Origin of the sequence: Vibrio sp. A2-1 (assembly GCF_021728355.1) — a bacterium.
GTDB lineage: Bacteria > Pseudomonadota > Gammaproteobacteria > Enterobacterales > Vibrionaceae > Vibrio > Vibrio splendidus_K.
In genome coordinates, this window is record NZ_JAKKCO010000001.1 from 1,765,605 (window position 1) to 1,790,072 (window position 24,468).

The 24,468-nt window shown below is 44.6% G+C and carries 21 protein-coding genes and 1 pseudogene; 12 read left to right on the forward strand and 10 right to left on the reverse strand.

The genetic code is table 11. The features are described from left to right. Positions 1 to 76: 76 nt before the first annotated feature. The 4 genes from L3V33_RS07445 to L3V33_RS07460 form a co-directional block, all read right to left on the reverse strand. A complete protein-coding gene (locus tag L3V33_RS07445) occupies positions 77 to 856 on the reverse strand; it encodes an oxidoreductase (RefSeq protein ID WP_237290119.1) in 780 nt (259 codons plus the stop codon). A gap of 9 nt (positions 857 to 865) precedes the next feature. After that, positions 866 to 2,206 carry an aldehyde dehydrogenase family protein gene (locus L3V33_RS07450; RefSeq protein WP_237290120.1) on the reverse strand — a complete coding sequence of 447 codons (1,341 nt, stop codon included), beginning with the start codon at positions 2,204 to 2,206 and terminating at the stop codon, positions 866 to 868. Positions 2,207 to 2,360: 154 nt separating this feature from the next. Further along, positions 2,361 to 2,669: a helix-turn-helix transcriptional regulator gene (locus tag L3V33_RS07455; protein ID WP_171314353.1), complete on the reverse strand. Its 309-nt coding sequence runs from the start codon at positions 2,667 to 2,669 to the stop codon at positions 2,361 to 2,363. A gap of 192 nt (positions 2,670 to 2,861) precedes the next feature. Continuing rightward, positions 2,862 to 3,284 carry an organic hydroperoxide resistance protein gene (locus L3V33_RS07460; RefSeq protein ID WP_237290121.1) on the reverse strand — a complete coding sequence of 141 codons (423 nt, stop codon included), beginning with the start codon at positions 3,282 to 3,284 and terminating at the stop codon, positions 2,862 to 2,864. 126 nt (positions 3,285 to 3,410) lie between these two features. Here L3V33_RS07460 and L3V33_RS07465 point away from each other — a divergent pair, with 126 nt between their 5' ends. Next, positions 3,411 to 3,848: a MarR family transcriptional regulator gene (locus L3V33_RS07465; RefSeq protein WP_171312141.1), complete on the forward strand. Its 438-nt coding sequence runs from the start codon at positions 3,411 to 3,413 to the stop codon at positions 3,846 to 3,848. Between the two features lie 159 nt (positions 3,849 to 4,007). Here the strand turns inward: L3V33_RS07465 and L3V33_RS07470 are convergent, their stop codons facing one another. Continuing rightward, positions 4,008 to 5,171, reverse strand: a complete 1,164-nt coding sequence (locus L3V33_RS07470) for an aromatic amino acid transport family protein (protein WP_237290182.1) — start codon at positions 5,169 to 5,171, stop codon at positions 4,008 to 4,010. Positions 5,172 to 5,652: 481 nt separating this feature from the next. Here L3V33_RS07470 and L3V33_RS07475 point away from each other — a divergent pair, with 481 nt between their 5' ends. The 3 genes from L3V33_RS07475 to L3V33_RS07485 all read left to right on the forward strand — a co-directional run bounded on the left by L3V33_RS07475 (position 5,653) and on the right by L3V33_RS07485 (position 8,696). Then, positions 5,653 to 6,864, forward strand: coding sequence for an MFS transporter (locus L3V33_RS07475; RefSeq protein ID WP_145571879.1), 1,212 nt, complete (start codon positions 5,653 to 5,655; stop codon positions 6,862 to 6,864). After that, the gene (yidZ, locus tag L3V33_RS07480) at positions 6,839 to 7,807 is read left to right on the forward strand and encodes an HTH-type transcriptional regulator YidZ (RefSeq protein WP_017076509.1); all 969 of its coding nucleotides are present in this window, start codon (positions 6,839 to 6,841) and stop codon (positions 7,805 to 7,807) included. The genes L3V33_RS07475 and yidZ overlap by 26 nt, the downstream gene beginning before the upstream one ends. Before the next feature lie 340 nt (positions 7,808 to 8,147). Further along, complete coding sequence (locus L3V33_RS07485) at positions 8,148 to 8,696, forward strand: carboxymuconolactone decarboxylase family protein (RefSeq protein WP_017076508.1); 549 nt, start codon at positions 8,148 to 8,150, stop codon at positions 8,694 to 8,696. 97 nt (positions 8,697 to 8,793) lie between these two features. Here the strand turns inward: L3V33_RS07485 and L3V33_RS07490 are convergent, their stop codons facing one another. Then, positions 8,794 to 10,221, reverse strand: coding sequence for a PLP-dependent aminotransferase family protein (locus L3V33_RS07490; RefSeq protein WP_237290122.1), 1,428 nt, complete (start codon positions 10,219 to 10,221; stop codon positions 8,794 to 8,796). Positions 10,222 to 10,345: 124 nt separating this feature from the next. Between L3V33_RS07490 and L3V33_RS07495 the strand changes: the two genes are divergently transcribed. Beyond that, positions 10,346 to 11,245, forward strand: coding sequence for a DMT family transporter (locus tag L3V33_RS07495; RefSeq protein WP_237290123.1), 900 nt, complete (start codon positions 10,346 to 10,348; stop codon positions 11,243 to 11,245). A gap of 106 nt (positions 11,246 to 11,351) precedes the next feature. Here the strand turns inward: L3V33_RS07495 and L3V33_RS07500 are convergent, their stop codons facing one another. Continuing rightward, entirely contained in the window at positions 11,352 to 11,777 is a 426-nt protein-coding gene (locus L3V33_RS07500) for a DUF3010 family protein (RefSeq protein WP_010432976.1), read from the reverse strand. Between the two features lie 261 nt (positions 11,778 to 12,038). Here L3V33_RS07500 and L3V33_RS07505 point away from each other — a divergent pair, with 261 nt between their 5' ends. Then, complete coding sequence (locus tag L3V33_RS07505; protein WP_237290124.1) at positions 12,039 to 13,676, forward strand: methyl-accepting chemotaxis protein; 1,638 nt, start codon at positions 12,039 to 12,041, stop codon at positions 13,674 to 13,676. A 154-nt stretch (positions 13,677 to 13,830) separates the two neighbouring features. Here L3V33_RS07505 and L3V33_RS07510 read toward each other — a convergent pair whose 3' ends face one another. Next, positions 13,831 to 14,178 (reverse strand): DUF3316 domain-containing protein, encoded by a 348-nt coding sequence (locus tag L3V33_RS07510; protein WP_114635660.1) that lies wholly within the window; start codon positions 14,176 to 14,178, stop codon positions 13,831 to 13,833. Between the two features lie 262 nt (positions 14,179 to 14,440). Between L3V33_RS07510 and L3V33_RS07515 the strand changes: the two genes are divergently transcribed. After that, complete coding sequence (locus tag L3V33_RS07515) at positions 14,441 to 15,310, forward strand: LysR family transcriptional regulator (protein ID WP_017088293.1); 870 nt, start codon at positions 14,441 to 14,443, stop codon at positions 15,308 to 15,310. Positions 15,311 to 15,414: 104 nt separating this feature from the next. On the opposite strand, the gene L3V33_RS07520 is transcribed toward L3V33_RS07515, so the two are convergent. Then, positions 15,415 to 17,076: a methyl-accepting chemotaxis protein gene (locus L3V33_RS07520; RefSeq protein ID WP_237290125.1), complete on the reverse strand. Its 1,662-nt coding sequence runs from the start codon at positions 17,074 to 17,076 to the stop codon at positions 15,415 to 15,417. 275 nt (positions 17,077 to 17,351) lie between these two features. Here L3V33_RS07520 and L3V33_RS07525 point away from each other — a divergent pair, with 275 nt between their 5' ends. After that, the gene (locus L3V33_RS07525) at positions 17,352 to 17,864 is read left to right on the forward strand and encodes an RNA methyltransferase (RefSeq protein ID WP_004732974.1); all 513 of its coding nucleotides are present in this window, start codon (positions 17,352 to 17,354) and stop codon (positions 17,862 to 17,864) included. Between the two features lie 118 nt (positions 17,865 to 17,982). Here L3V33_RS07525 and L3V33_RS07530 read toward each other — a convergent pair whose 3' ends face one another. Next, positions 17,983 to 20,043 carry an alpha-amylase family glycosyl hydrolase gene (locus L3V33_RS07530; protein ID WP_171314361.1) on the reverse strand — a complete coding sequence of 687 codons (2,061 nt, stop codon included), beginning with the start codon at positions 20,041 to 20,043 and terminating at the stop codon, positions 17,983 to 17,985. Between the two features lie 277 nt (positions 20,044 to 20,320). Between L3V33_RS07530 and L3V33_RS07535 the strand changes: the two genes are divergently transcribed. The 4 genes and pseudogenes from L3V33_RS07535 (at position 20,321) to dgcA (ending at position 24,306) form a co-directional block, all read left to right on the forward strand. Then, positions 20,321 to 21,157, forward strand: coding sequence for an SGNH/GDSL hydrolase family protein (locus tag L3V33_RS07535; RefSeq protein ID WP_237290126.1), 837 nt, complete (start codon positions 20,321 to 20,323; stop codon positions 21,155 to 21,157). Between the two features lie 116 nt (positions 21,158 to 21,273). Further along, a pseudogene (locus L3V33_RS07540) lies at positions 21,274 to 22,163 on the forward strand (LysR substrate-binding domain-containing protein). A gap of 91 nt (positions 22,164 to 22,254) precedes the next feature. Continuing rightward, positions 22,255 to 23,262, forward strand: a complete 1,008-nt coding sequence (gene dgcN / locus L3V33_RS07545; RefSeq protein WP_237290127.1) for an N-acetyltransferase DgcN — start codon at positions 22,255 to 22,257, stop codon at positions 23,260 to 23,262. A 57-nt stretch (positions 23,263 to 23,319) separates the two neighbouring features. Next, positions 23,320 to 24,306 carry an N-acetyl-D-Glu racemase DgcA gene (gene dgcA, locus L3V33_RS07550; protein ID WP_237290128.1) on the forward strand — a complete coding sequence of 329 codons (987 nt, stop codon included), beginning with the start codon at positions 23,320 to 23,322 and terminating at the stop codon, positions 24,304 to 24,306. Positions 24,307 to 24,468 lie beyond the last annotated feature (162 nt).

Sequence of the window (24,468 nt, forward strand, 5' to 3'; positions counted from 1 at the left end):
AGTTTTCCATCTTATACAAAATGTCCCGCCTAATGCGGGACATTTTTTTAAGAGTTGAAACGACCAGTAGAGTCGCTTAGAGCTCGAATAGAACGTCGGTGCGAATAATGTATTTAGTCCCAGAAAGTATCGGCGCAGAACCGTGAATACAATGGGCGGGGTGCGTACCGTGAGGAAAACAAAGCACGCTGCCGCTTGGTGTTCTAACCGATTCTACATTGGCATTCTCCTGATTATGCCCTTGACGACGAGCAGGCTTGCTCGGGTCATTACGGTTAATAATAAATTGAGTTTCGCCGCCAACGAAGTCGTCACTTAATAGAATCAAGAAGGTGTACATGCTCCAACGGTCGCCAAAAGAATCATCGACCAACTCCCCATCTATAATCTGACTACCAGGCCACGATCCATCGGTATGCATCTTAAAGAAATCCCCTTCATCGTAACGATAAAAGCGAAAACGACCGTTAATGCCTAGAGGTTTTACACCAGCAAAGTGATCGTATTTATCAACGAAATGATCTCGGCAACGCTTCCAAATAACGTCGAGAGTTTCAGTATCTGCGATCAAGTTGAGATTCTGATTGTGGCGAACTTCTCTTGGTAGAGACACAGCAGCATCTTCTGTAAATCCAAGCTGGTTGGCTTCATCCAGTATGCGCTGAACTTCTTCGGGAAGCAGCACATCTCGCAACTGGAAAGCCCCTGGAACGTTGTCTACTTCAACGCGTGATACCGCGTTAACGTTCTTATCAAGTGCAAATGGGTTTGCAGAATTTGGTGCCCAAACAGGAAGGTCACTGCGCTGGGTACCTGACTCGCGTCGAACGACATAGAAATTTTCATTGTTATTCATCATCAACCTCTATCTTGAAACCACTTTTACTTGTGCAAACTGACGGTGCCCGTCAACCGAGCCGTGGTAACCAAGGCCACTCTGTTTCGCGCCAACCCAGGGAGCGTCGCCACTACCGCCTTGTCCTTGATTAATGCCAACCATGCCAGCATCAAGTTCATCAGCAACGTCATTGACACTTTGGTTTCCGAACACCACGGCACCCAACCCATACTCGCTGTTGTTAGCGCGCTCAATCGCATCTTCAATGTTAGAGTAGCGACTGATAGCGACCACTGGCCCAAAAGTCTCTTCTGTTTCTAACTTCATTTCAGGAGTCACTCCAGTGATAACAGTAGGGCGGATATAACGCTCTGGTTGTTCAATCCCGCCTAGAAGGAAAGTTGCTCCTTTTTGTTGTGCGTCTTTTAGTTGATCCGCGATTTTTCCATGTTGCGTAGCATTGATGATTGGTCCGATATTGACGTTCGGCATATCCCACGGGCCAATCTGGTACATGTTAGCTATCTCGGTGACACGTTGTTCAAATTTTTCAGCGATACGATCATCAACATAAATACGTTCAATCGAAGTACACATTTGCCCTGAGTTCTCAAAGCTGCCTGCGACGGCAAAGCGAGCTGCTTGTTCTAGGTTGGCATCACGCATCACAATCATTGGGTCTTTGCCACCTAGCTCCATGACCAAGCGTTTTACCTTGCTCGCTGCACGTCGCATGATGTCTTGGCCTGTTGCTTTTGAGCCAGTGAACGCGATCATTTGAATATCACCTTCAACTAAAGCCTTACCCGTTTTGCGGTCGCCATGCAAAATTGTTAATACGCCTTCGGGTAGGTGTTTCTGTAGCTCACCAAAGAATGCTTGAGCGATAAGAGGGGTCTCTTCAGAAGGTTTTAGAATCACGGTATTACCCGCTACTAACGCAGGCACGATGAGGTTATTTGCCATCATCACTGGGTAGTTCCAAGGAGAGATTACACCGACAACCCCAAGTGGGCGATATTGAAGCTCTGTTGACCCCGACAATTTGCGAGTGTTGAGCGCGCGTTGTGCTTCTTCTGCATAATGCTGACCCATATAAATCGCGCCTGTTGCTTCGCCAATTGCACGATCAATATCTTTACCCATTTCGCGGGCAAGTAATTCTGAGAAGGAGTCTGCATGCTGATCAAGGTGTTGGTAAGCTCTAATAATGGTTCGCACGCGCTCATTTATCGGGAGTTTTCTCCATGCTTTTTGTGCTGCCTTTGATTGGCGAATCGTTTGAACTACTTCATCTCTAGAGGCGTTATTGACCTCACCAAGCAGTTCTCCATTACTAGGATTAAAAGATTGAATAGACTTGCTCATGTTTACCAACTCCGTTTAATTTTTCGTATATTTTTTCTATTTAATGCCACATCTTAATAGCTAGATATCGAGAAATCTCGATATCTGATCTTCTGAAAATAGATAAGATTAAAATGGACGGCGTTATCCACCCAGTCTGTTTTGATTCTGCTTGTTAGAGTGAGTTAGATAACTCTTTTAAAAACGTCTCGATGTATTCGTCATTACGCTTGTAGTACGTCCACGAGCCAATGCGTTTTGAAGTAACCAACTTTGCACGCTGCAGGTTCGAGAGGTAAGAAGAAACGGTCGATTGGGATAAGCCACTCTTCTCTTGAATAATGCTGACGCATACCCCCTCAACATCGGTATCAACGAGTTGTTTCTCTAGGTTAAAGTGCTCTTGAGGCGACTTAAGCCAGTGAAGAATATCCCTTCGTATAGGGTTGTTGATTGACTTTAAAACTTCATTCATATCTGACATGGCGTTTGGCTGCTGTTTTCGATTAACGTTAAATATACTCTTTAAAGCAAGATATCGCAATATCTCGATATTATAATTTCGCTACATTGAGGTAAGAATGTCATTCACGTTTATCGTCGGCGTGTTGATTTACATAGTTGAGCTCTAGGTTCTCGTTCTATGCTTTAAGAACCAAGAACCAAGAACCAAGAACTAAAGCGTTTGTCCGTTAACCGACAATTTCACATCAATGTTGCCACGAACTGCATTTGAATATGGGCAGACTTGGTGAGCCGTTTTCACAAGCGTAACAGCTTGCTCCTGATCTAAATCGAGTTCAACGGCTAGTGAAACGGTTAAAGCAAAGCCACCATTCTCATTTGGACCAATGCCTACCATTGCAGTTGTTGGCGCTGATGCGATCTTAATCTTCATCTCTTTCGCTACATGAAGCAACGCGTTTGAGAAGCACGCAGAATAGCCCGCAGCAAATAGCTGCTCTGGGTTGGTCGCTTCACCTGTACCGCCCATCTCTTTAGGGTAGCTCAATGCCACTGAGAGTAGATTGTCATCAGTTGATACTTGGCCATTACGACCTGCCGTTGCTGTTGCAGAAGTTGTGTAGAGTGTTGTCATTGTTTTAGTCCTTATTTGAATTGTGTAAAATTAAATTGCGCACAATTTAATTTAAAGCTAGCTTAATTGATAAAATTTGAGCGCGCAAGTATATTGTGCACAATTTAATTTATTGGTGAGGTGATCATGAGCGACCAAGATGACTATCTAAAGCTGGATAATCAGGTGTGTTTTGCGTTGTATAGTGCGTCGAATGCAATGAGTAGGGCGTATCAACCTTTACTGAAAGCGCTTGATCTTACTTACTTGCAATACATTGTGATGATGGTGCTTTGGGAAGAAAAAGAGATAAATGTCAAAGCGCTAGGCGCAAAAACGCATTTAGATTCAGGCACCTTGACGCCACTACTCAAGCGTTTGGAAGCGAAAGGTTATGTGCTTAGAACTCGCAGTGCTGAAGATGAACGAGTTCGAGTTATCACGTTGACACCTGCTGGGGTCGATCTCAAAGAACAAGCGCAAACCGTGCCAGTCGAAATGCTGTGTCTCTCCAAGATGAACGAAGATGAGCTTAAATCACTAAAAGCACAGTGTGAGCAATTGCTTGGTAATTTGACCAAATGAGAGAGGGCTTTTAGTTCTCGGCAATGATAATCAGAAAATGAAAAGCCCATAAGCCTTTACTACTAATTAGCGGTCATTGCTAATCCAGAGTAATGCTCACGGGCTTTCTGGTATCGACTACCGTTGAAATGGTCACTTGATATTGTATTAGTTTGAGAATTAACCCATAAACCAAGAGATAAAAATCAACGCACCAAAACCAAATGTTGCGATAAGTGCCGTGTCGCCACCGGCTGCGGTATAGCTGCCTTGAGTCTGTAGGTGAGGAAAGTCTGGCCTACGAACTTTAACCACCATTGCAAGTGGTCCCCAGATAGCTAAGAACACCAACACCATCCCCGCGTAATCCAACATGCTCACGAATTGGCTAGCGAATAACTCAGCTAATACCAAAGGTAGAACGAAGGTTAGGGCATAAGCCAATGCTTTGTTGCTGGTGACTGCATCTTTGTTTTGGTCATACAGCGCCATAGACACACCAAGGAAAGATGTCACCAATGCCAATACTGAGAACAGCGCAATCACTACTTTCAGCCAAGAAGACTGTCCGCTAAACGCCGAGATCAGTTCTGAAATGTTATGGAATTGGCTGATAGCGTCTGTACCAAGGTTACCGATAATCGCGAATAACCAAGTGAGGTAGCAGATTAGTGGAATCACAGAGCCTAGCAGAATCATATTGCGGATCTGCTTTTGAGTCGCTTCTCGGTTGTATATAACCAGTGACGGAATCACCACCATAGAGGCAAAGCTGGTAAAGATAACTGCGCTGTACTGCACCACGTCATTAGCCGTGTATTTGCTAGCTTGAGTCAGGTAATCAAGGCGAATGTTGCTAAACAAAGAGGCGATAACGATAAGCAGCATCACCACCATCGTGATGAATAAACCGCGATTTAACTTGTCGATATACGACTTACCCGCCACCACAATCACACCCATTAATAGGCTGAAAACGGTATAAGCAGCGGATGCAGAGATGTCTACGCCGACATCGAGCAGTAACTTATGAATGATGTCGCCGACACCCAAGATATAAGCGATGAGCATGCACACCAACAGCAGGTAAAAGAGTGTATTGATAAAGTGTTTGCCTTTGCTGCCTAACGTTAGGTAAGCAACACTGCTCATTCCACTGTTGTCTTTGGTTTTGGTGCACGCTTCTGCGAGGAGGAGTGCTGAGTAGGTGGTGCCAATAAAGATAAGCAGCATAAGCACTGAGCTGATCATGAAGCCAAATTGGGCCAACACCATGGGAATGGCAAGCATACCAGCCCCTAATGCAGTTCCTGAAAGAATCAAAGAACTGCCGAATAATTTCATATTCAAAAAAACAACCTCGAGGTATCCAATTAATTTTTAGTTGGATTGTAAATATTTGTTGCCAAGACTAACAAATTACTCAGTAAAGTTAGGGGTTAAATTCTAATAATTTTTGAATTTTTCTAAAAAATTTACGAAGAGATTTGTGCTGCATATGGCTGGTTGTTTTTGGTATTCATCTTGTGAGTTGTTTTATCTTTTTGATAACTTATGTTCATTAACAGCCGTTTAATCATTCGTTCTATACGGCTGATTAACGGATGCCTTAATTTCAGTGAAACCAAGTCAAAACCTTGCTTATTTGATGATTTCCTGCCGGATTTCCTTATTTTATGAGTACTAATTGGATCTCCTCAATGAAGAGGCTATCCAGTTGTAGCATGAGGGTTTGTCGTAAATGGAAAGATCCGTTGTCGTAGATACCACTCGGTAGTTTGGCGTTTCGCTCTTATTATCCTCACACCAATTATGTGGGGGTGTTATGTACCGTTTTCTATTTTGTAGTTTTACGCTTGTTCTTTTGTATCCAACGGCTATTGATTTGTATTTAGTTGGGTTGCCTCAAATTGCCGCGGATCTAAATGCGTCTGAGGCTCAGCTTCATGCCGCGTTCTCTATTTATCTCGCAGGAATGGCAACCACCATGTTGTTTGCCGGTAAATTTGCCGACAGTGTAGGAAGAAAACCTGTCGCTATTTTCGGTGCGATTGTCTTTGCTACCTCTTCGATGTTCGGCGGTGTTGTGACCAATGCAGAACCATTTCTTCTCGTGCGTTTCTTTCAAGGTGTGGGTGCTGGCTCTTGTTATGTGGTGGCGTTCGCTATCTTGCGAGATGTATTGGACGACCAAAAACGCGCTAAGGTGCTGTCGATGATGAATGGCATTACCTGCATCGTACCAGTGCTTGCGCCTGTGATTGGCCACTTAATCATGACGGTTTACCCATGGCCGAGCTTGTTCACGACCATGGCGAGCATGGGTGTGGTGGTGTGTTTGTTGTCGGTGCTCGTGCTAAAAGAGACTAAACCTAAAGTTATAGGGTCGGTGTTAGCGAAAGCTTCTTTATCTGAGACATTTCAACCGACTTCAACTGAAACGTTCAAAGACCCGTTGTTTATCAGCCGAGTGATCATGACCAGCCTAGGAGTGACCGCAATTCTCACTTATGTGAATGTCTCTCCACTGTTGATCATGACAGAGCTTGGCTTCGACCGAGGTCAGTATTCTTACACTATGGCATTAACCGCATTGGTGAGTATGTTGGTGTCATTCTCTGCACCATTTGCTTTGAATGTGTTTAAGCAAAAGAACTTAATGCTGACTTCACAAGTTTGCTTTGTCGTTGCGGCTATCTTGTTGCTCGCATCGATTGATGGTGGGTTAGGGCATTACGTGACGTTGTTGGGCTTTGCTTTTGTGTGCGGCGGCTTCTCACTGGGTTTTGGTGTCGCGATGAGCCAAGCATTGAGCTGTTATTCACAGCGCGCAGGTGTGGCAAGTTCAATACTCGGAGTTTCCCAAGTATGCACTTCAGCACTGTTTATCTGGTTTATGGGCGTTATCGGGCTAAGTGCATTGAATATGTTGGCATTTATATTGGCTGCTGGTGGAGTTATCAGTATTGCTCTAATACTATGGGTAGGTCCTTCCCAAGTTAAAAGTGATTATGAAGAAGCCACTAGCCCGTCTTGATCTGAATTTGTTATTTACTCTGCAATTGCTGTTGCAAGAGCAGAGTGTTTCAAAAGCTGCCAAAAAGCTCAACGTCACGCCTTCAACGGTAAGCAAATCACTGACTAAACTTCGAGACTGGTTCGATGATCCCCTATTTGTGAAAACGCCGAGGGGCTTAACGCCAACACCACTTGCGCTGAGCATGGTGAAAGATCTTCAAGACTGGTTGCAGATTGGTAGTCAAATACTCACTACTCGTGGCGACGATGCCCCAAAGGACTTACGTTTAAATTTAGAAGCCGAATCTCCGTTATCGTTGATCATGCTGAACGAATTGACGCAAAGCGTGTATCAACGTTATCCCAATGCGAAGATCAAAATGCGCAATTGGGACTACGATTCGATAGATTCCATCGTACGTGGCGAATCTGATATTGGATTTTCAGGACGAGAAAGCCACCCACGGTCGAAAGAGTCTCTAGATGCACTGCCATACTTCATTGATTTCGAGGTGCTGTTCCACGATTTGCCCGTGGTGTATCTGAGAAAAGACCACCCAGCCTTGCAAGAAGAGTGGAACCTTGAGGCTTTCCTCAAATACCCTCACATCAATATTGTGTGGGAGAAAAGTGAAACATGGGCGTTGGATGAAATTCTCACAGATTTGCAACTCGACCGACATATCGCACTTACGCTAGCGGGTTTTGAGCAGTCTTTGTTTATGGCGGCTCAGTCAAACCACACCATGACTACCGTGGCACCGAATTACTGCCGACGTTACGTTGAACAACTTCACCCTAATCTTACTTGTCTGCCTATTCCTCTAGATGAAGAGAACGCCACAAAGCTGCTGATCCCGTTCACCATGATTTGGCATAAACGCAATGCTTACAACCCAATCGTTCTATGGCTAAAAGACACGCTTAGAGAGCTTTATCAGTTTGAAGGGAAAAGTGTCTAATCTTGTGATGAGATTAAATGTGATTAGATGACCTGAAGGCTTGTACCGTTAATATTGATCGTTGATTGAAATAAGAATTCAGAGTTAGAAGCGAGCCCATCAGGTGTTGTCTGATGGGTTTTTTATTTAAATCATACGGATAGGGTCAGAACTTCTCAAATGAATACGGTTATTTCTTAATTGTTGATTCGATAAATAGTGTTAATCTGAACGATTGTTCAAATGAACACTTGAACGGTCGTTCTATTTTGATCTATATTGTTTTCACACCAACGGAGAACAGTCATATATCACTCCGATTGTGAATCAAATTAGTATAAAGAATCGAAAGGAATAGAACATGAGCAACTTTAAAATTCACTCAGTAGAATCAGCACCAGAGCAAAGCAAACCTATTCTTGAAGGGGCTGTAAAACAGATGGGTCGAGTTCCTGGTCTTTTTGGGGTGATGGCTGAATCACCTAATACTCTCAAAGCTTACACGCAGCTTCATCAAGCATTTAGTGATTCGTCTTTTGATGCTGATGAGTTAACCGTGGTATGGCAAACCATAAATGTTGAGCACGAGTGCCATTACTGTGTGCCTGCGCATACTGGCATTGCACATTCAATGAAGGTTGATCCTGCAATCACCGAAGCACTTCGTAATCGCACCGCACTGCCAACTGAAAAACTGCAAGCATTGCACGACTTCACGTTAAGCATGGTACGTAATCGTGGCAATGTGCCTGAAAGTGAAATGGCAGCATTTTTCGAAGCGGGCTATGGTCAGCAACAGGTATTAGAAGTGATTCTTGGCTTGTCTCAGAAAGTAATCAGCAACTACGTAAACCGCGTTGCCAAAACGCCAGTAGACAAAGTATTTGAACAGTTCGCTTGGCAAGGTTAATTACCGTTAAGCAAATAAAAACCTGATAATGATGAAAGCCCCACTCAGTTGAGTGGGGCTTTGTTGTTTTGGTCTTGATGGTAATTAGAAAGGTAACCTAACGTACGTGCTTAGAGATAATCTTGGCTAGTGTCACAACCCCTTCTTTCCACTCTTTGCTCTCTTCAATATTGGCGACAGTGAAGCGCAAGCAGTGTTTATATTGGTCATTCGTCCCAAACACAGTACCGGGTAAAATCCCTAACTTGTGCTTTAAACAATCTTGGTAGACGGCATAACTATCGACCGACTCAGGCAATGTTATCCAGTTTAAAAAAGAGCCTTCTGGCTTCGATAAATGATAACGCCCTTCCATATGAGGATAGCTGTCCAATGCTTGTATTAACAAGCTTTGAAACTGCTTTTGATTGGTTTGATAGAGTCGTTTCATTTTGGACAGGTGACTGCGGTATTTGCCTGTGGTGAGAAACTGTCCGACCGCCGATTGCATGAGATTGGAACTGCCCATGTTGTCGCAAAGTAGATATTTTTCGACTTGAGCTTGGTAACGCCCCGAGAGTAACCAACCAATTCGTAGGCGAGAGTCTAAGGTTTTGGATAGAGAGTTCACGTAGATAACTCTATCTTGGTCATCAAGCTCTTTGAGGCTAGCGATTGGTGTATCGAACGCCAAGCTACCGAACACATCGTCTTCGATAATTGGTAAAGATCCGGTGATCTCCAGTAATGCTTTTCGATTCGCCAATGGCATTCTTGAGCCGGTTGGGTTAGTAAAGTTTGGTGTTAGCAGCAGCGTCTTCACTTCCCATTTGTCCAACGCACTCTGTAGTGATGGGATATCAATGCCATGGCTAACACTGCTTGGTATTTCAAGGGCTTGCAAGCCAAGTGATTCAAGTAAAAGTAGATTACCGAAGTAACAGGGCGACTCGACCGCCACGATGTCACCGGGCTTGGTGAGCGCACGTAATGCCAAACTGATCGCCTGTTGAGCACCATGAGTAATCGCAATCTCTTTCGATCCCGCAGGTACGCCTAGATCATGGGTGATCTTTAACAATTGCTTTACTAATTGCTCATCGCCGGGAGGTAATTGGTAATAACCGGGCAATTGAGTTTGTAATCGACTGTGGCGGCCAATCTCGGCATACAAGCTACGAATCGCAGGGTTGTTTATGTTCGGGTGCGCAGAACCTGCCAACAGTTTCAGGCGGCCTTTCGGGCGAGAGAGTACCGATTTGGTGACAGACAAGAGGTCCACTTTTTGAGGTTGGCTTGATGCATCCCAGCTGGTGGTGTTAGGTGCTTTCACGCGATAGCCTGATTTAGGGACCGAATAAACCCAGCCTGTAGCCTCCAGTTCTTGATAGGCACGAATCACGGTGTTTTTGCTTACGCCAAGCTGTTCACTAAGCTGGCGAATTGAGGGAAGGCGATCATCTGGGTGGAATAATCCTTTATCAATCTGAGCCTTAATATGTTGTTCGGTAGCAAGGTATTTATTGCCGCTGAGTTCTACTTCCACGTTATTCTCCCTCGTTGCTCACTCTCAATCTGTAACCATTTAAAGTGTTATATCTGTATCTTTATTAGTTATCTGTACCCAACTAAGGTAACAGCATTGATGAAGAGTTGACCAGAGGTTTGTAATGCTGATTAAAATGATTCCGTTTGTGTTTGTAATATTGTGGTCGTCAGGTTTTGTCGGCGCACGTCTTGGTGTGGGATACGCGGAACCCGCAACATTACTCTCATTGAGGATGGTGGCCAACGTAGCGCTGTTCTTGGTTTTGATTGCAATCCTTAAGCGTCGTATCCCTCGTGGTCGCGCATTCTTCCATGCTTGTGTTGTCGGCATCTTGATTCATGGTTTCTACCTTGGTGGCACTTATCTGGCGATTGATATGGGTATGCCTGCAGGGTTGAGTTCTCTACTTGTTGGCTTACAACCGATTTTGACTGCCTTGATTATGATCAGCTGTACTTCACAGCGGTTTAACTTCGCACAATGGCTGGGTTTAGCCCTCGGCTTTGCGGGCATTAGCCTAGTGTTGATGGGAAATATTGAATGGCAATCAGATGATCAAAAGGGCATGGCGACGCTGTTGTGTTTGGTTTCGCTGGTGGGTATCACGGTAGGTACTTTGTACCAAAAGCGTTTCTGCAAAGGGACGGATATGGTCGGCGGCGCGATGGTGCAATACTTGGCTTCTGCAGCGTTGTTTCTACCGTTCGCAATGCGTTACGAAACTATGCAAGTGAACTGGACGGTAGAATTTACGTTAACGCTGATCTGGCTGGTGGTTGTGTTGTCCTGTATCGCAATACTGTTGCTACTGTACATGGTAGAGCATGGTGCATCTTCAAGTGTGGCATCGGTGTTTTACTTGGTGCCACCGACGACAGCCATTCAAGCCTGGCTTATCTTTGGTGAGTCGTTCGATATCTACGGCGCAATGGGCTTCGCTTTGTCTGCCGCTGCTGTTTATCTGGTGGTGAAGAAGCCAGAATGGATCAAGGCTCGCAGGCGAACAGCGTTAGAGCGGTAAGCGTATTTCATCAAAACTAACTGGGTTTAAAGCCGAGTGATAGAAACAAAAAAGAGCCTGAATATTCAGGCTCTTTCTGTATCAAATATTGGCTAGCGACTATTGATTAGCGCTGCATCAAGCAAGCGTAAGCCGTTGTAAACGGTGCTTCTTGGTATTGCTTAAGGCCAGTTTCTTTGAACTTCATCATAAGAGGGTTGCGCTTAAGGCTCTCCTTGATGTCAGCAGGTGACACAACGGTTACGTCTAGGCCGTCGATCAGTTGAATTGCTGCTTCTAGTTTGAAACCAAAGCCACCGCCAGCAAATTTGCCTTTAGTTTGGCGTTGACGAATCACAACTTTGTCTACTTGGTAATCTTCCATTAACTTTGCAAAAGAGAATTGAAAGTCTTTCATATTCTGCGTGTCGTTTGCGTCGCTAATCGCAACCTTTGAAACTCGGCAATCAGGGATATTAAATACACCATCTGACAGAGAAAGAAGACAGATGACAGCATCGTTACCTTTGATTTCAACACCACAAATTTTCATGTTCATACCTATTTACTTTTGAGCCGTACATTATGGTGCTATTTCCATTACTTCTCCAGTATTTGAGCATGTCTGTGGTAAATAAGTGCAAAAACGTCTTTGGCTCTACTTTTTAAAGTTGACCTTTGGTTGAATAATAGACAGTCGATTCAAGGGTAACGTTTGATATGCGACTAGGTTATCAAATTTTTAGCTAGCTTTTATATTGATACTGTATATTATGCGCGCGTCCCTATTTACTGTGTGGTTATTAACCCCCTTATGAGTATCAACAACCTATCTATTAAGAGTAAAATTGCGATTCCACTAATGGTAATCGTGATTGTTTTCTCGACTGTTACTGTGCTTAATGTCATTAGATCTAATGCTCAGGCTGCGATCAACCATGAGCTGAATAATGTGGTTCAGCCCGTGCTAGACAATTTGGAAGATGGGTATCGTGACATTTACCAAGTTATTGCTTCTGCTCAAGGTCTGCTACTCGCGAAAGACCAAGCGGCGATTGAGTACCAAAAATTTGAATTTAAAGACAACGCTTACAAAGCGGTTCCTCGTTTTGAAAGTGTGGAAACTTTATATACAGCGGGTGTGCTGGATCCTTCTTCTCGCGGTGAGTTGTCAAAGCTTGTGAACGCGATGAGCAAGTGGGTGGCGCTGCATGAGCCAATGTTTGCAGATCCTGCCAACGCATACCAATACAACATCAATTACTCACCAGCATTAGACGCTGAGTTTTCAATCATTCGTGTTCAGCTTCGTGATATCAGAACCCTGATTGAACAGAAGCAGAGAGAGCTTCGCCAGCAAGCTGCTGACTCTATCGAATCAAGTAAGTTGATCATTGAAGTGGGTATGGCGGTCGCTGTTTTCGCTGCGCTTTTTGCGATGTGGTTATCTAACCGTTTTATCGTCCAACCAATCCAGAACGTAGAGAAAGCGATGAATGAGATCGCATCGGGCGACGGTAACTTGTCTCAACGTATGAAGGTTGAAGGCAACGACGAAATTGCTCGCTTAAGCTCCGCATTTAACCAGTTTGTTGGCAAGATCCATGTAACCGTGGAACAAGTTATTCTTACATCGAACGCAGTACGTGGCGAGATGGAAAACATTAAATCACTCACGCAAAGTGTTGCTGAATTTTCATCGAACCAACAAAGAGAAAGTGAAGTCGTCGCGGCAGCGGTTCATGAAATGCAAGCAACTAGCGAAGTGGTCAGTGGTAATGCACTGGATGCCGCAACTGCAAGTAACGTTGCCAATCATGAAGTGGAATCGGCAGATACGACGTTGGGTTTAACCGTGACTTCTATTGAACGCCTTGCGCAAGATATCGAGAACGCGGGTGGCGTGGTTCAAGATCTGGATACCGATGTGAAGAACATAGCTTCAATTCTTGGCGTGATTAAAGGCATTGCAGAGCAAACCAACCTGCTTGCATTAAATGCGGCGATTGAAGCCGCTCGTGCCGGTGAGCAAGGCCGTGGTTTTGCCGTAGTCGCAGATGAAGTAAGAGCGCTGGCGAGTAAAACTCAAGACAGCACTGGTGAAATCCAATCAATGATTGAACGCTTAGAAGTGGGTGCTAAACACGCGGTTGGCGTGATGACTGAAAGCAAAGTGAGTGGCGAGAAAACCATTGTTCAGGCAGGAACTGCGGCGTCTTCACTGAGTGAGATTCGTAACTCAATCGGCAAGATGAATGACATGAACACACAAATCGCAACCGCAGCTTCTCAGCAGTCTCAAGTGTCTGAAGAAGTGAACAAGAATGTTCAACGCATCGCAGAAAGCACTATGCAAATGGTTGAAATGGCGAGCAGCGCTGAGAATGCTTGCATGGCATTGGCCGAACAGTGTGAAGCGCTTGATAGCCTTGTATCTCAGTTTGAGGTTTAATCTTCAAAAATAAGCAGATAAACATGAGCTGACAATGGTTGCTCACTCTGGCTCCCATTGATCATAGCTGAACGACAAAAAAGCCCGCATTCTATGAGTGCGGGCTTTTTTTTGACTAGGTGATCAGTTTTTAGACCTAATCAATCATTCGCTGTTAGCTGCTACGACCGTCTTTGTATGTGTAACGGTAGTCAACTTTTACGTTCGCTTGGTAATGAATGTCGCCGTTCATATTCGTGATTTTCTTCACTTCCATATTCGCGTCATCAATCTTGAACGAATCGTACTTTGTTGTTTGTTGGAACTGTGGCAGTTCTCTTGAAAGCTCAAAAGAAGTTTTTGTGCCTAACTCATCCATAAGGTTCGTGCCTGCATCGTATGCTTCCGCTTCAGTAACAAATGTATCAGACTTTAGCGTTGTTTCTTGAATTGTTGTTTTAGTTGCTGCAAACGCTGTGGTGCTGAGAACAAGAGTTGATGCAAGTATGATTAATTTTTTCATAGGATTACCTTACTTTGTTGGAATACCTGTGTTCCGGTACAGAACCAACATACCAATGAAGTGGTAAGATGAGTGTCAGGAGAAAAGCCGATTTTGTTAGTATTAGGTAAGGAATATGGAGAAATGTCAGGTGTTGGTTGTATTGATTTTGAACGATTGTAGATGAAGACCATTTATGAACAGCGCATATCAAGCAAGGTGACACTGATATCTATCTTCAATACACTGTCTGGGTAACCATCGTTCAGCATAAGGTAAAAACATGGCCAATTGGGAAGGGGTAAGTGAGTTTGTTGCAGTGGCAGAGCGTGAAAGCTTTACCGGTGCGGCGCAGAAGCTCGCTACGTCGGTGGCTCAAATCAGTCGTAGAGTAGCAAATCTCGAAGAACGACTCGCGGTGAAACTGCTCAATCGAACGACGCGTAAGGTTTCTCTTACAGAGGCTGGGCAACTCTATTATCAGCAGTGTAAGTTGCTGGTTGAAGGCTTAGAAATTGCTGAGCTTGCGGTCACGCAGATGCAATCCACGCCAAAAGGCTTACTGAAAGTCACTGCGCCTGTGACCTATGGTGAGCGCCAACTCGCTCCAATACTTCATCAATTTTTAAAGCTTCACCCACAAGTAGAACTTGAGCTGATGCTGACCAATCAAAAGCTCGACCTCATCGATTCTGGTGTTGATGTGGCGATTCGCCTTGGCCGCTTAGAAGATTCAAGCTTGGTCGCAAAGAAGTTATCGCAGCGACAGCTTTATGTATGTGCAAGCCCTGAATACATTGAACGCTATGGTGAGCCGCATACGCTCTCTGAATTGAGTCATCACCAATGCTTAGTGGGTGGTTTTGAGCATTGGCGCTTCAAGGAAAATGGTCGTCCGCGTTCGGTTCGTGTTAATGGACGAATTAGGTGTAACAGTGGCTTAGCCTTATTGGACGCCGCTAAACAGAGCATTGGCTTGGTTCAACTGCCAGAATATTACGTGAGTGAAGATCTAGAGTCGGGAGAGTTGGTTGAGGTGCTATCCGATTATCGAGACGATAAAGAGGGGATTTGGGCGCTGTATCCGCAGAACCGTAACCTGTCTTCAAAGGTTCGCTTGCTGGTGGACTTCCTGTCTGAGCAATTGGATTAGTTCTATTTTACCAAATCACTTCAGATAAAATGGTGCTTCAGAATAGAAATTCTGAGGCACCTTTTTATTAATGCTCTATAGCTTTACTTGTTAAACGTTAAACGTTAAACCGTGAAGCGATCAACCAAGTGGTACAGCTCATTTGCGCGGCTGTTGAGGTTTTGGCTACCCGCACGGTTTTGATTCGCTAATGATGCCGATTGTGAGCTTTGATCGGATATCACCACAATACGTTGAGATATCTCTTGGCCAACAATGTTTTGCTGCTCTGTCGCGGTAGCAATCAATGAGTTCATGTCCATGATCGTATCAATCGACTCTTGGATTTTCGCCAGTGCTGCGGCTGCGGCATTCGCTTCTTCCACCGTTTGAGCACTTTTATTTTGGCTTGAATCCATTGCTTTTACGGCAGCATCTGAGGCAGCTTTTAGCTGCTGAATCATTTTATGGATGTCGCCAGTGCTTTCTTGAGTTCGGCTTGCCAGTTTACGAACCTCGTCCGCAACCACTGCAAATCCTCGCCCTTGCTCACCTGCACGAGCGGCTTCAATTGCTGCATTCAGTGCTAATAAGTTTGTTTGTTCGGCAATATCTTGAATGACCGTCAGTGACGACGAAATGTTTTGTACATCACCCTCTAATCTAGATACCACTGTGTTGGCTTCTGACACTTCGCTAGCAAGACCAGCAACAGAGTTGGCAGCAGCGTTCACTATTTGTTGAGCTTCTTTGGCATTACCCTCAGCAAGCTTCGCTGAGTCAGCCGCCTGGCTTGCGTTACTTGAGATCTCTTGTGCTGTTGTTGTCATTTCGGTCATTGCTGTTGCAACTTGTTCAGTCTCTTCACGCTGACCAGTGGCAATTTCATCAACCTGAGCGGCGCGAGAAGACATACTGCTGGTTTCAGCGACAACTTGCTGGCCAACATCACTCACGCTGCGGATGATGGTTTGTAGGCTAGCAACGAAGGCGTTGAAGTTCTCGCTGAGCTTAGTGAACTCAGGGGCTTTGAATTTTTCCATTCGAGCGGTTAAATCGGCCTCGCCACTTGCAAAGGCACTAATTGAACGGTCGAACTGCTCAAGAGGTTGCATGATGGTACGGTTCACTGCAACAGCGAAAACGGCTACCACTAGGGCAATCAATCCGCAGAAAATCGCGATAGCAGTCAAGGAACTTTGTAGCGCTACATTTGAACTCTCTTTCATCTCGGCAATAACAGCGTCGATGTCATCGGTGTAGAAGCCAGTACCAAGCATTAAGTCCCATTGCGGAACAAATACTGAGTAGCTGAGTTTTGGTAAAGCGATTGATTGGCCCGGTTTCGGGAAATAGTAAGTCGTAAATTCACCCAATTTTGAGTTCTTGATCAGGTCTCGGATTAGGTAATTACCTTGTTTGTCTTGAAGGTCATAGTAGTTTTTACCAATACCATCGTTACTTTGCCCAACCACAACTCGGACACCTTTAGAGTCATAGCCAAAAATATAGCCTGATTCGCCATATTCTAGGGTTCTCAATGTTGGTAAAGCCTCTTCTAGCGTTGCCCCTTTATCTAAAAATGGGCTGATCGAAGAGTAGGCCATTTGCAGGTACGCTTTGAGTTCCTTTTCTTTCATCGCCATCATATTGCTACGCGTCGATTCTACTTGCTGTGCGGTTAGCTCGGTGCTCTTCATATACGTAACGCTCATCATGCCAATTGCCATTAGTAGCAAAGGAATGAAAGAGAGAATATAAAGGCGGTTTTTGATGGTTAGGGTCATGTCACGCTTCCTGTGTGATTTTCTCATGCAATTTTCAACACATTATTAATGTGGTTTCAAAATGTAAATGGGCTTGTTGTCTAATTGTTACTCTAGAGTGTTTTTGTTTGATAAATATGATGATGGTTAAGTTTTTCAAGTGAGAAGCCTTGCAATTAGAGGCTTAAGAGCGAAAAAGCGAGTTTGTATCCATGCTTTTGAATTCGACGCTGCTTTGGTAGAATGCGGCCCTTTGTAGCACCTTGCTATGTTTATTCGTTAAGTGAGATATATTCATGAACAAAAGCCATGTGATTATTGGTTTAACTAACCCAAAGAGCCCGACGAATGTTGGCGCTGTTATGCGTGCGGCTGGTTGTTACCAAGTCGACGAAGTTAAATACACAGGGCAACGCTACGAAAAAGCCGCTAAATTCCACACTGATACGAAGAGCGCAGCGCGCACGATCCCGCTTACTGCCGCTGAGTCATTTTTAGATAATCTTGATGCGGAAACTCAGATTGTGTGTGTAGAACTAGCAGAAGGTGCGACACCACTGCCTCGTTTTAAACACCCTGAAAACGCTATCTATATCTTTGGCCCTGAAGACGGCTCAATTTCTCAAGATGTTGCGGATAGAGCTGACCACGTTGTGTATGTGCCAACGGTAGGCTGTATGAATCTAGCTGCGACGGTCAACGTGCTACTTTATGATCGCCTTGCAAAGTCAGATGAAATGGATGAAAGCAACGAGCTTATTAAAAAGAGCCGTGATAATCGCAATCACTTGCAAGTGAAACAGGGCTAGATATCGTTCTAATCGTATGTGCTCTCTTAATATCTAATGCCGATTAATGAAAACCCCTTATTCGTAGGAATAAGGGGTTTTTACTTGGTTGAACTTGGATCTTAGGTCTTAGGTTTGGCTATTCAGCACATTTGGAAGCCATAATTTTTAATGGTTGTCCCGTCTCATCGAACTGTAAGCTCCATACATACTGCCCTGGATTACGGATGGTAATAGCAGTATCTTGCCCGTAACCACCTTTAGTTAATGAGTTTAGTTGTCCCAGTTTTAGGTTGAGCCCATCCGCTGTAAATTGTGGTGACCAAGCTTTAGACGCGTATTGCATGCGATAGCTACCAGGCTTTTCAGTGGTAACGACTTGGTAAGTGTTTCCACCTTTATACGCAAACTCTCGTTTAGCTACGTGTTTCCAACCTGAATCAGCAAAGTTGCCAACCACATAAAGTGGGCTTGAAATTGGCCCTTCAGCGTTAATCGTTGGATTATTACATTTAGCCATGAAACCTTGTCCAACTTCATTCCCTGTCGCCATTATGGCCGCTATAGGGCCTTTTTTATTTGGTTGTGTTATCGACAAGAAACGAGCTTCAAAAGGGTTTAGAACTATAGAGTAATGACCATCAATTGCTGATATAGATTGCTCAGATTCAATATCCGTCAGATCAGCTTTGGAGCCTGCTTTTTCTTTGGTTAGTTTTATGGTCTGCTCTTTGTTGGTAACGTTCACTGCGTAGATAACTGCATCGCCTTCATAGGCTTTGTGATCGACATATGCGATATCGTTGGCGATTAGGTTTGTACGTTTACCCTGTGATAGAGCGGGGTGCGTTTCCCTTAATTTCATTAAGTTTGTAACGTACTGCTTTAAGTCTTTTTCGTTGGTATTGAGTTGAGTTGTGACACCTTCTACTTTACCGCTAGTACGTGCTACATGGTCATCGCACAAGCCATTAATGGCACAGTCATCAGTCCAAACTTTATCTGAAAAACCTTCTAGTTGATCGCCAATTTCGTCCCCATAGTAGGTGGTTATTGGGCCTGTATAAGCTGCTTGGAATGAAAATGCCGCTTTATAACGCTGCCAATACTCTTTGTCTTGTGGAGAAGCGATATCACCGCGCTGTAATAAGTCACCAAAGCGAACAAGGTCATGGTTACCAATCATCAAGTTGGGCTTTGCGTGGTCTGGGTATAACGAATGTAAAGACATGCCTTCTGCAAGCCATTCTCCACCTTTGTTCCCCACGCCTGCTTCGTTTACGGCAAAGGTTTCTGTTAGGCGGTAGCGCATCGGGAAATCAAACGCAGAACATAAGGCCGGTGCTTCATTTGAACCGTAACCTGTTTCTATAATACGGTTCTCACCGGCCCAAATTTCCGCGACCATATAACCCAGAGGGTTCACGGTTTTACCTTCGCTGTTTACGTATTCGACTTGAGAAGAAGCAGTGTCTACCGTCTCTCTGATTTGACTCCAAGCTTCTTTTGGCACTTGATAAGCCTGATCTAAGCGCCAACCATCGATTTTGAGTTCTTTGATCCAATACTCGGCAACTTCTTGATAGAAGGCTAGGCTCTCAGGGTATGAGACTGGATTATCTTCTCCTTGGGGCACCTTACCTGTAGGTGACGGCACTACGTTTTTTTTGTGGTGGCCAAATACGCCATCAAAGAAGACATAAAGCCCTCGAGCATGCGCTTCTTCAACTAAGGTTTTAGCTTCTTCCATCGTTCCGAATCTAGGGTCGATATTGAAATAATCAGTGGCAAAATAACCGGTTGCATCCAATCTATCAGCCCAATGGTCTTGGTTTTCGATAGGCTCTGAATTAAAGATTGGGGTTAGCCAAATCCCGTTCATGCCAAGAGATTCAATGTAATCAAGTGAGTCGATAATACCTTGGATATCTCCGTTATGGTGACTGGTTCCGTAGCCTGTCCCATGACCAATTGAGTCATCGCCACTGACAAAGCTTTCGACCATCACTTGATAGATCCTCAAGTCATTCACGTCGGCATTCGTATTCGTTTGGCATTGGTATGTCGTTGGTTCTTGAACTGATTCAGGTGCAGATTGGCAACCTGCAAGTAGGATGGCGGTAACGGCCAACGCGGTATTGGATAGAGAAAGTTTCACGTTAAGGTCCTTATTATTATGATTTAACTTATTATTCACCATCCTGATATTCTATAAATCCTCCGTTAAATAGTGGCAATAGGAGTAGACGGTAGGCTGAGAGACTGGGGTCACAATATGTAGCTAATTTCTTATGCATATTATGATGAAGTGCTGGTTTTTGAGTCCCAGTTGAGATTTGTACGGCCATAAATTTTATTCAGTACGTATGTGTTTTGTTCAGATTAAGTAACTCTCTGCTTCTAGTGTTATCTATCCCGTAAGCAATCGGATATTATCTTTGGTTCATCACTAGATAATTGAAGGGTTAGATAACACTATGGAAGACATGCAATTACTTGCCGCGCTACAACAAAATCCTGTCCTCGATCTGTATCAGTTATTCCAAGAAGTTGGTCAAAACCGCTCTTTGTATGCATTACTAGAAAAGCTATCTTCCCTTAAAGAACACCATCAACTGAGTACTCGTCTTAGCCCTTTTAAGCCTCACATTGAAGGGTTGTTGGCTCAATTTGATAGAACTACGCCGGATAGCGAGATCCTCAAAGCGGTCGCTCTTCAGTCTGAGATTCAACAACGAGGCCACAGCATGAGCCGTTACATCATGACATCAGACAATCACCGTCATTTTTCTCCAAATGCAGACCTAGTGATGTTTGGTGATTCGATCACTGAGTGGGCTCCGTGGGCTGATATTTTCCGTGATGTCTCAATGGTCAACCGTGGCCTTGCGGGCGATACCACAACGGGTATGTTGCGCCGTATTGATACCACGTTGAACGTGAAGCCAAAGCTGGTGTGTTTTATGGCGGGAATTAACGATCTTGCACAAGGTTACAGCGTTGACCATATCTATCAGAACTATATTGAGATGCTTACAACATGGAGAGCTCAAGGTATTACTATTCTTGTTCAATCAACGCTGCACGTAGGCAATAAACTGCAAGGGTTGAATCCTCAAGTTTCAGAACTCAATAAAAGACTACAGGCTTATTGCGAACAACATGATATCGAGTTTTTGGATGTAAACCGTGTGCTAGCACCGAATCAATTACTATCCAATGAATACAGTTGTGATGACTTGCATTTGAATGCTAAGGCTTATCAAGTTTGGGCTGAGGTTCTACAACCTAAGATAGAAGCGTTATTAAAATAAACTCGCTCAGGTAACGGATTAGATAGCTGATTAGATAAGTGATTAAGTAGTTAAATAGTTAAATAGTTAAATAGTTAAATAGTTAAATAGTTAAGTGAACCCAAAAGGACATTGATTTGAACCTAAGACAGTTGGAAGTCTTCTACGCCATTATGCAGACCGGTACCGTATCCGGAGCGGCGCGTAATCTGCATGTGTCACAACCCAATGTGACCCGTATTCTGGCGCACACCGAGCAACAGCTTGACTTCGGTTTATTCGAGCGTGTTAAAGGGCGCTTAGTACCAACAGTTGAAGCGAAAACCTTGCTGCCAGAAGCGGAAAAGGTCTATCAGCAATTGGGGCAGTTCCGTTCTTTGACCAATAAAGTGAAGCAAGGCAATCAGCACCTGCGTATTGGTGCACCACCGATTCTGGCGACTAAATTGCTGACTCCGGTAATAGCCCAAATGTCTCGCGAACAAGAGATCTCTTTTGAGTTGCTGACTGCCAATCGCGATGAACTGTGTGCTGGGTTGTTAAAGCATGAGCTTGATATTGCTATCGCGTTTGGCGATGAAGCGCCGCCGGCTATATTAAGTGAAACGCTCTTAACTGAATCACTCAAGGTTCTGGTTCCATCCAATACGGTTGATCATTTACCCTTGGAATTAACCCTCGATGATCTAATCAATTATCCGTTGCCAATCATCGGGCTCGATAGCCGCGATCCATTAGGCCTCCTGTTACATCAAAGCCTTATTGCGCGAGATGCGCATTATCATCATCCAATATCTGTGCGTGGATACAGCGCGGCAGCTGAACTGGTGAAACACCAAGCAGGGTTTGCGATCGTTGACCCGTGGACTGCAGAGCAGTACAAAATGACGATTCGGTTTGTGTGTTGCCACTTCAACCAGATATCCAATTCTCGGTCTCGATGCTTTGCGCAGAGCACACCCCTCAGTCGATTTCCGTTAAGCAATTTATCGCTTCATTGAAGAGCCATACTCGCCTTATAACTTAAGGTTATAGGCTCGCCATAAATAGGTATTCGGCAGCTTCTGAGTTCTTAATTAAAGTAAATCCATACAAAGACTTATTAATTAGGAATGCTCATGTCTATTGCTCAACCTTATCTTCTTTTTCTTGGGGATGTTACCGACCCACTTGCCGCAAAAACCGCTCGCGGAATTCAACAATGGCGACCAGAAATTTGCTTAGGCCAACTGCGTTTAACAGACGATACTGTTTCACTTGGCTTAACGGATATGACCTTGCAAGCTGCTCAAGCGCAGGGGGCGAAAACGCTAGTGATTGGCACAGCAAACCCAGGTGGCGTTATCCCTGATTCTTGGCAGTCAACCATAATGGAAGCTGCAGAAATGGGATTTCAGATTGCATCTGGCATGCACCAACGCTTGAGTGAATTTTCACCGCTTGCTGACATGCAGCAACAAGGATTGACTAAGCTTCATGATGTACGCCACTTTGATGGTGCTCTAAAGGTTGGTAACGGCAAACCACGACAAGGTAAACGCCTTCTCACAGTCGGAACAGATTGCTCAGTAGGAAAAATGTTCTCGGCGTTGGCGATTGAAAAATCGCTTAAACAAGCGGGAACGTCAGCTCAGTTTAAAGCGACAGGGCAGACGGGTATCTTGATTGAAGGCAGCGGGATTTCGATTGATGCGGTGGTTGCAGATTTTATTTCCGGCGCGGTGGAAGCGATTAGCCCCGATTTTACTGACCACGAATGGGATATCATTGAAGGCCAAGGTTCGTTGTTCAATCCGTCTTTTGCAGGCGTGAGTTTAGGGTTATTGCATGGCGCACAAGCTGACGCTTTGGTGCTATGTCACGAAGTTGGGCGACCACACATTCGCAACCTTCCTCATGCGCAATTGCCAAGCATAGAGCAGACTATTGAAGCGAACTTGCAAGCCGCGCGATTGACGAATCCAGATGTGAAATTGGTTGGTATCTGTTTGAACACGTCGGCAATTAGCATTGAAGATGCTGAGACATTATGCCAAGAATGGACCACACTCTATCAAGTGCTCGTGACGGATCCAGTGCGTTTTGGTGTACAACACATTACTGATCATTTGCGACATTCACTTTAACGACTCCATCATTTCTACGTTTCCATTTGTTAAAGCGAACATCAACCGAGTGAAATTATGAAGATTACAGCAGAACCCATTACTATCGCGATGCAAACGGCTTTTCGCATCTCTCGTGGCAGCCGAACTGAGTGTCACGTTGTCCGTGTTTATATTGAGCATGATGGCAAACAAGCTCAGGGAGAGTGCACCCCTTACCCACGATACGGCGAGTCATCGGAGTCTGTGTTAGCGCAAATCCAACAAGCGTCTAGTGCGCTTGAAGGTATGTTTGAGCGAGGCGTTACCGCTCCGGCAGAGCTAAGAGATCATCTTCAGTCTTTATTGACCGGAGGGGCAGCGCGAAATGCGGTCGATTGTGCGCTTTGGGAGCTTGAAGCCAAACAACATGACCAGGTCTTCCCAAATAGCCTGTTTGAGTTACCGAATCAAATCGTGACAGCAATGACCGTCTCGATTGGCACTCCAGAAGCGATGGCGACTCAGGCTCGAGACTATGTCGAAAATGGGGCAAAACTCCTGAAAGTGAAGCTTGATGGAGAGCAAGTGGTAGAGCGTGTTCGCGCAGTTCGAGAAGTTGCGGAAGGTGTAACGATTGTATTGGATGCCAATGAAGCGTGGACAGGGCTGAATCTCGAAGAGTTGTTCAATCAACTAACAGAGTTTGATATTGCGATGATCGAACAACCTCTTCCACAGCAACATGATGCTTCACTGGCACACATCAAGCACCCGATTCCACTGTGTGCTGATGAAAGCTGTCATACCACTTCACAGCTCTCATCGCTGTTGGGTAAGTATGAAATGGTCAACATCAAGCTCGATAAAACGGGTGGTTTGACTGAAGCATTGGTTCTTGCAGAAGAAGCACAAAGGCTCGGTTTTACTCTGATGTCTGGTTGTATGCTTGGTACTTCTTTGGCGATGCGTGCAGCTCTGCCTATCGCCGTTCAATCTGAAATCGTCGACCTTGATGGCCCAGTCTTACTTGGCCAAGACGTTTCTCCTGCTCTGACTTATCGCGATGGGATGATTATTCTCTAAGTTCGTTGAGCCTCGGGTTAGTCGATGGACATGGCATAAATGAAATCGCACGAGTGAAAGCTTGTGCGATTTTTTAGATCTCTAGTCCTTAACTTATTAAATAATCGAAGGTTTTTACTGCTTGATTGAGCGCGCTATTCGTATGATTTACGGGCGTATTGA

Coding starts and splice junctions, on each gene's coding strand:
- L3V33_RS07530 (WP_171314361.1), bottom strand. CDS start 20,043: ATGGTGAATAATAAGTTAAATCATAATAATAAGGACCTTAACGTGAAA.
- L3V33_RS07460 (WP_237290121.1), bottom strand. CDS start 3,284: ATGACAACACTCTACACAACTTCTGCAACAGCAACGGCAGGTCGTAAT.
- L3V33_RS07525 (WP_004732974.1), top strand. CDS start 17,352: ATGAACAAAAGCCATGTGATTATTGGTTTAACTAACCCAAAGAGCCCG.
- L3V33_RS07470 (WP_237290182.1), bottom strand. CDS start 5,171: ATGAAATTATTCGGCAGTTCTTTGATTCTTTCAGGAACTGCATTAGGG.
- yidZ (WP_017076509.1), top strand. CDS start 6,839: ATGAAGAAGCCACTAGCCCGTCTTGATCTGAATTTGTTATTTACTCTG.
- L3V33_RS07450 (WP_237290120.1), bottom strand. CDS start 2,206: ATGAGCAAGTCTATTCAATCTTTTAATCCTAGTAATGGAGAACTGCTT.
- L3V33_RS07455 (WP_171314353.1), bottom strand. CDS start 2,669: ATGTCAGATATGAATGAAGTTTTAAAGTCAATCAACAACCCTATACGA.
- L3V33_RS07505 (WP_237290124.1), top strand. CDS start 12,039: ATGAGTATCAACAACCTATCTATTAAGAGTAAAATTGCGATTCCACTA.
- L3V33_RS07500 (WP_010432976.1), bottom strand. CDS start 11,777: ATGAAAATTTGTGGTGTTGAAATCAAAGGTAACGATGCTGTCATCTGT.
- L3V33_RS07535 (WP_237290126.1), top strand. CDS start 20,321: ATGGAAGACATGCAATTACTTGCCGCGCTACAACAAAATCCTGTCCTC.
- L3V33_RS07515 (WP_017088293.1), top strand. CDS start 14,441: ATGGCCAATTGGGAAGGGGTAAGTGAGTTTGTTGCAGTGGCAGAGCGT.
- L3V33_RS07445 (WP_237290119.1), bottom strand. CDS start 856: ATGAATAACAATGAAAATTTCTATGTCGTTCGACGCGAGTCAGGTACC.
- dgcN (WP_237290127.1), top strand. CDS start 22,255: ATGTCTATTGCTCAACCTTATCTTCTTTTTCTTGGGGATGTTACCGAC.
- L3V33_RS07510 (WP_114635660.1), bottom strand. CDS start 14,178: ATGAAAAAATTAATCATACTTGCATCAACTCTTGTTCTCAGCACCACA.
- L3V33_RS07495 (WP_237290123.1), top strand. CDS start 10,346: ATGCTGATTAAAATGATTCCGTTTGTGTTTGTAATATTGTGGTCGTCA.
- L3V33_RS07520 (WP_237290125.1), bottom strand. CDS start 17,076: ATGACCCTAACCATCAAAAACCGCCTTTATATTCTCTCTTTCATTCCT.
- L3V33_RS07465 (WP_171312141.1), top strand. CDS start 3,411: ATGAGCGACCAAGATGACTATCTAAAGCTGGATAATCAGGTGTGTTTT.
- L3V33_RS07485 (WP_017076508.1), top strand. CDS start 8,148: ATGAGCAACTTTAAAATTCACTCAGTAGAATCAGCACCAGAGCAAAGC.
- dgcA (WP_237290128.1), top strand. CDS start 23,320: ATGAAGATTACAGCAGAACCCATTACTATCGCGATGCAAACGGCTTTT.
- L3V33_RS07475 (WP_145571879.1), top strand. CDS start 5,653: ATGTACCGTTTTCTATTTTGTAGTTTTACGCTTGTTCTTTTGTATCCA.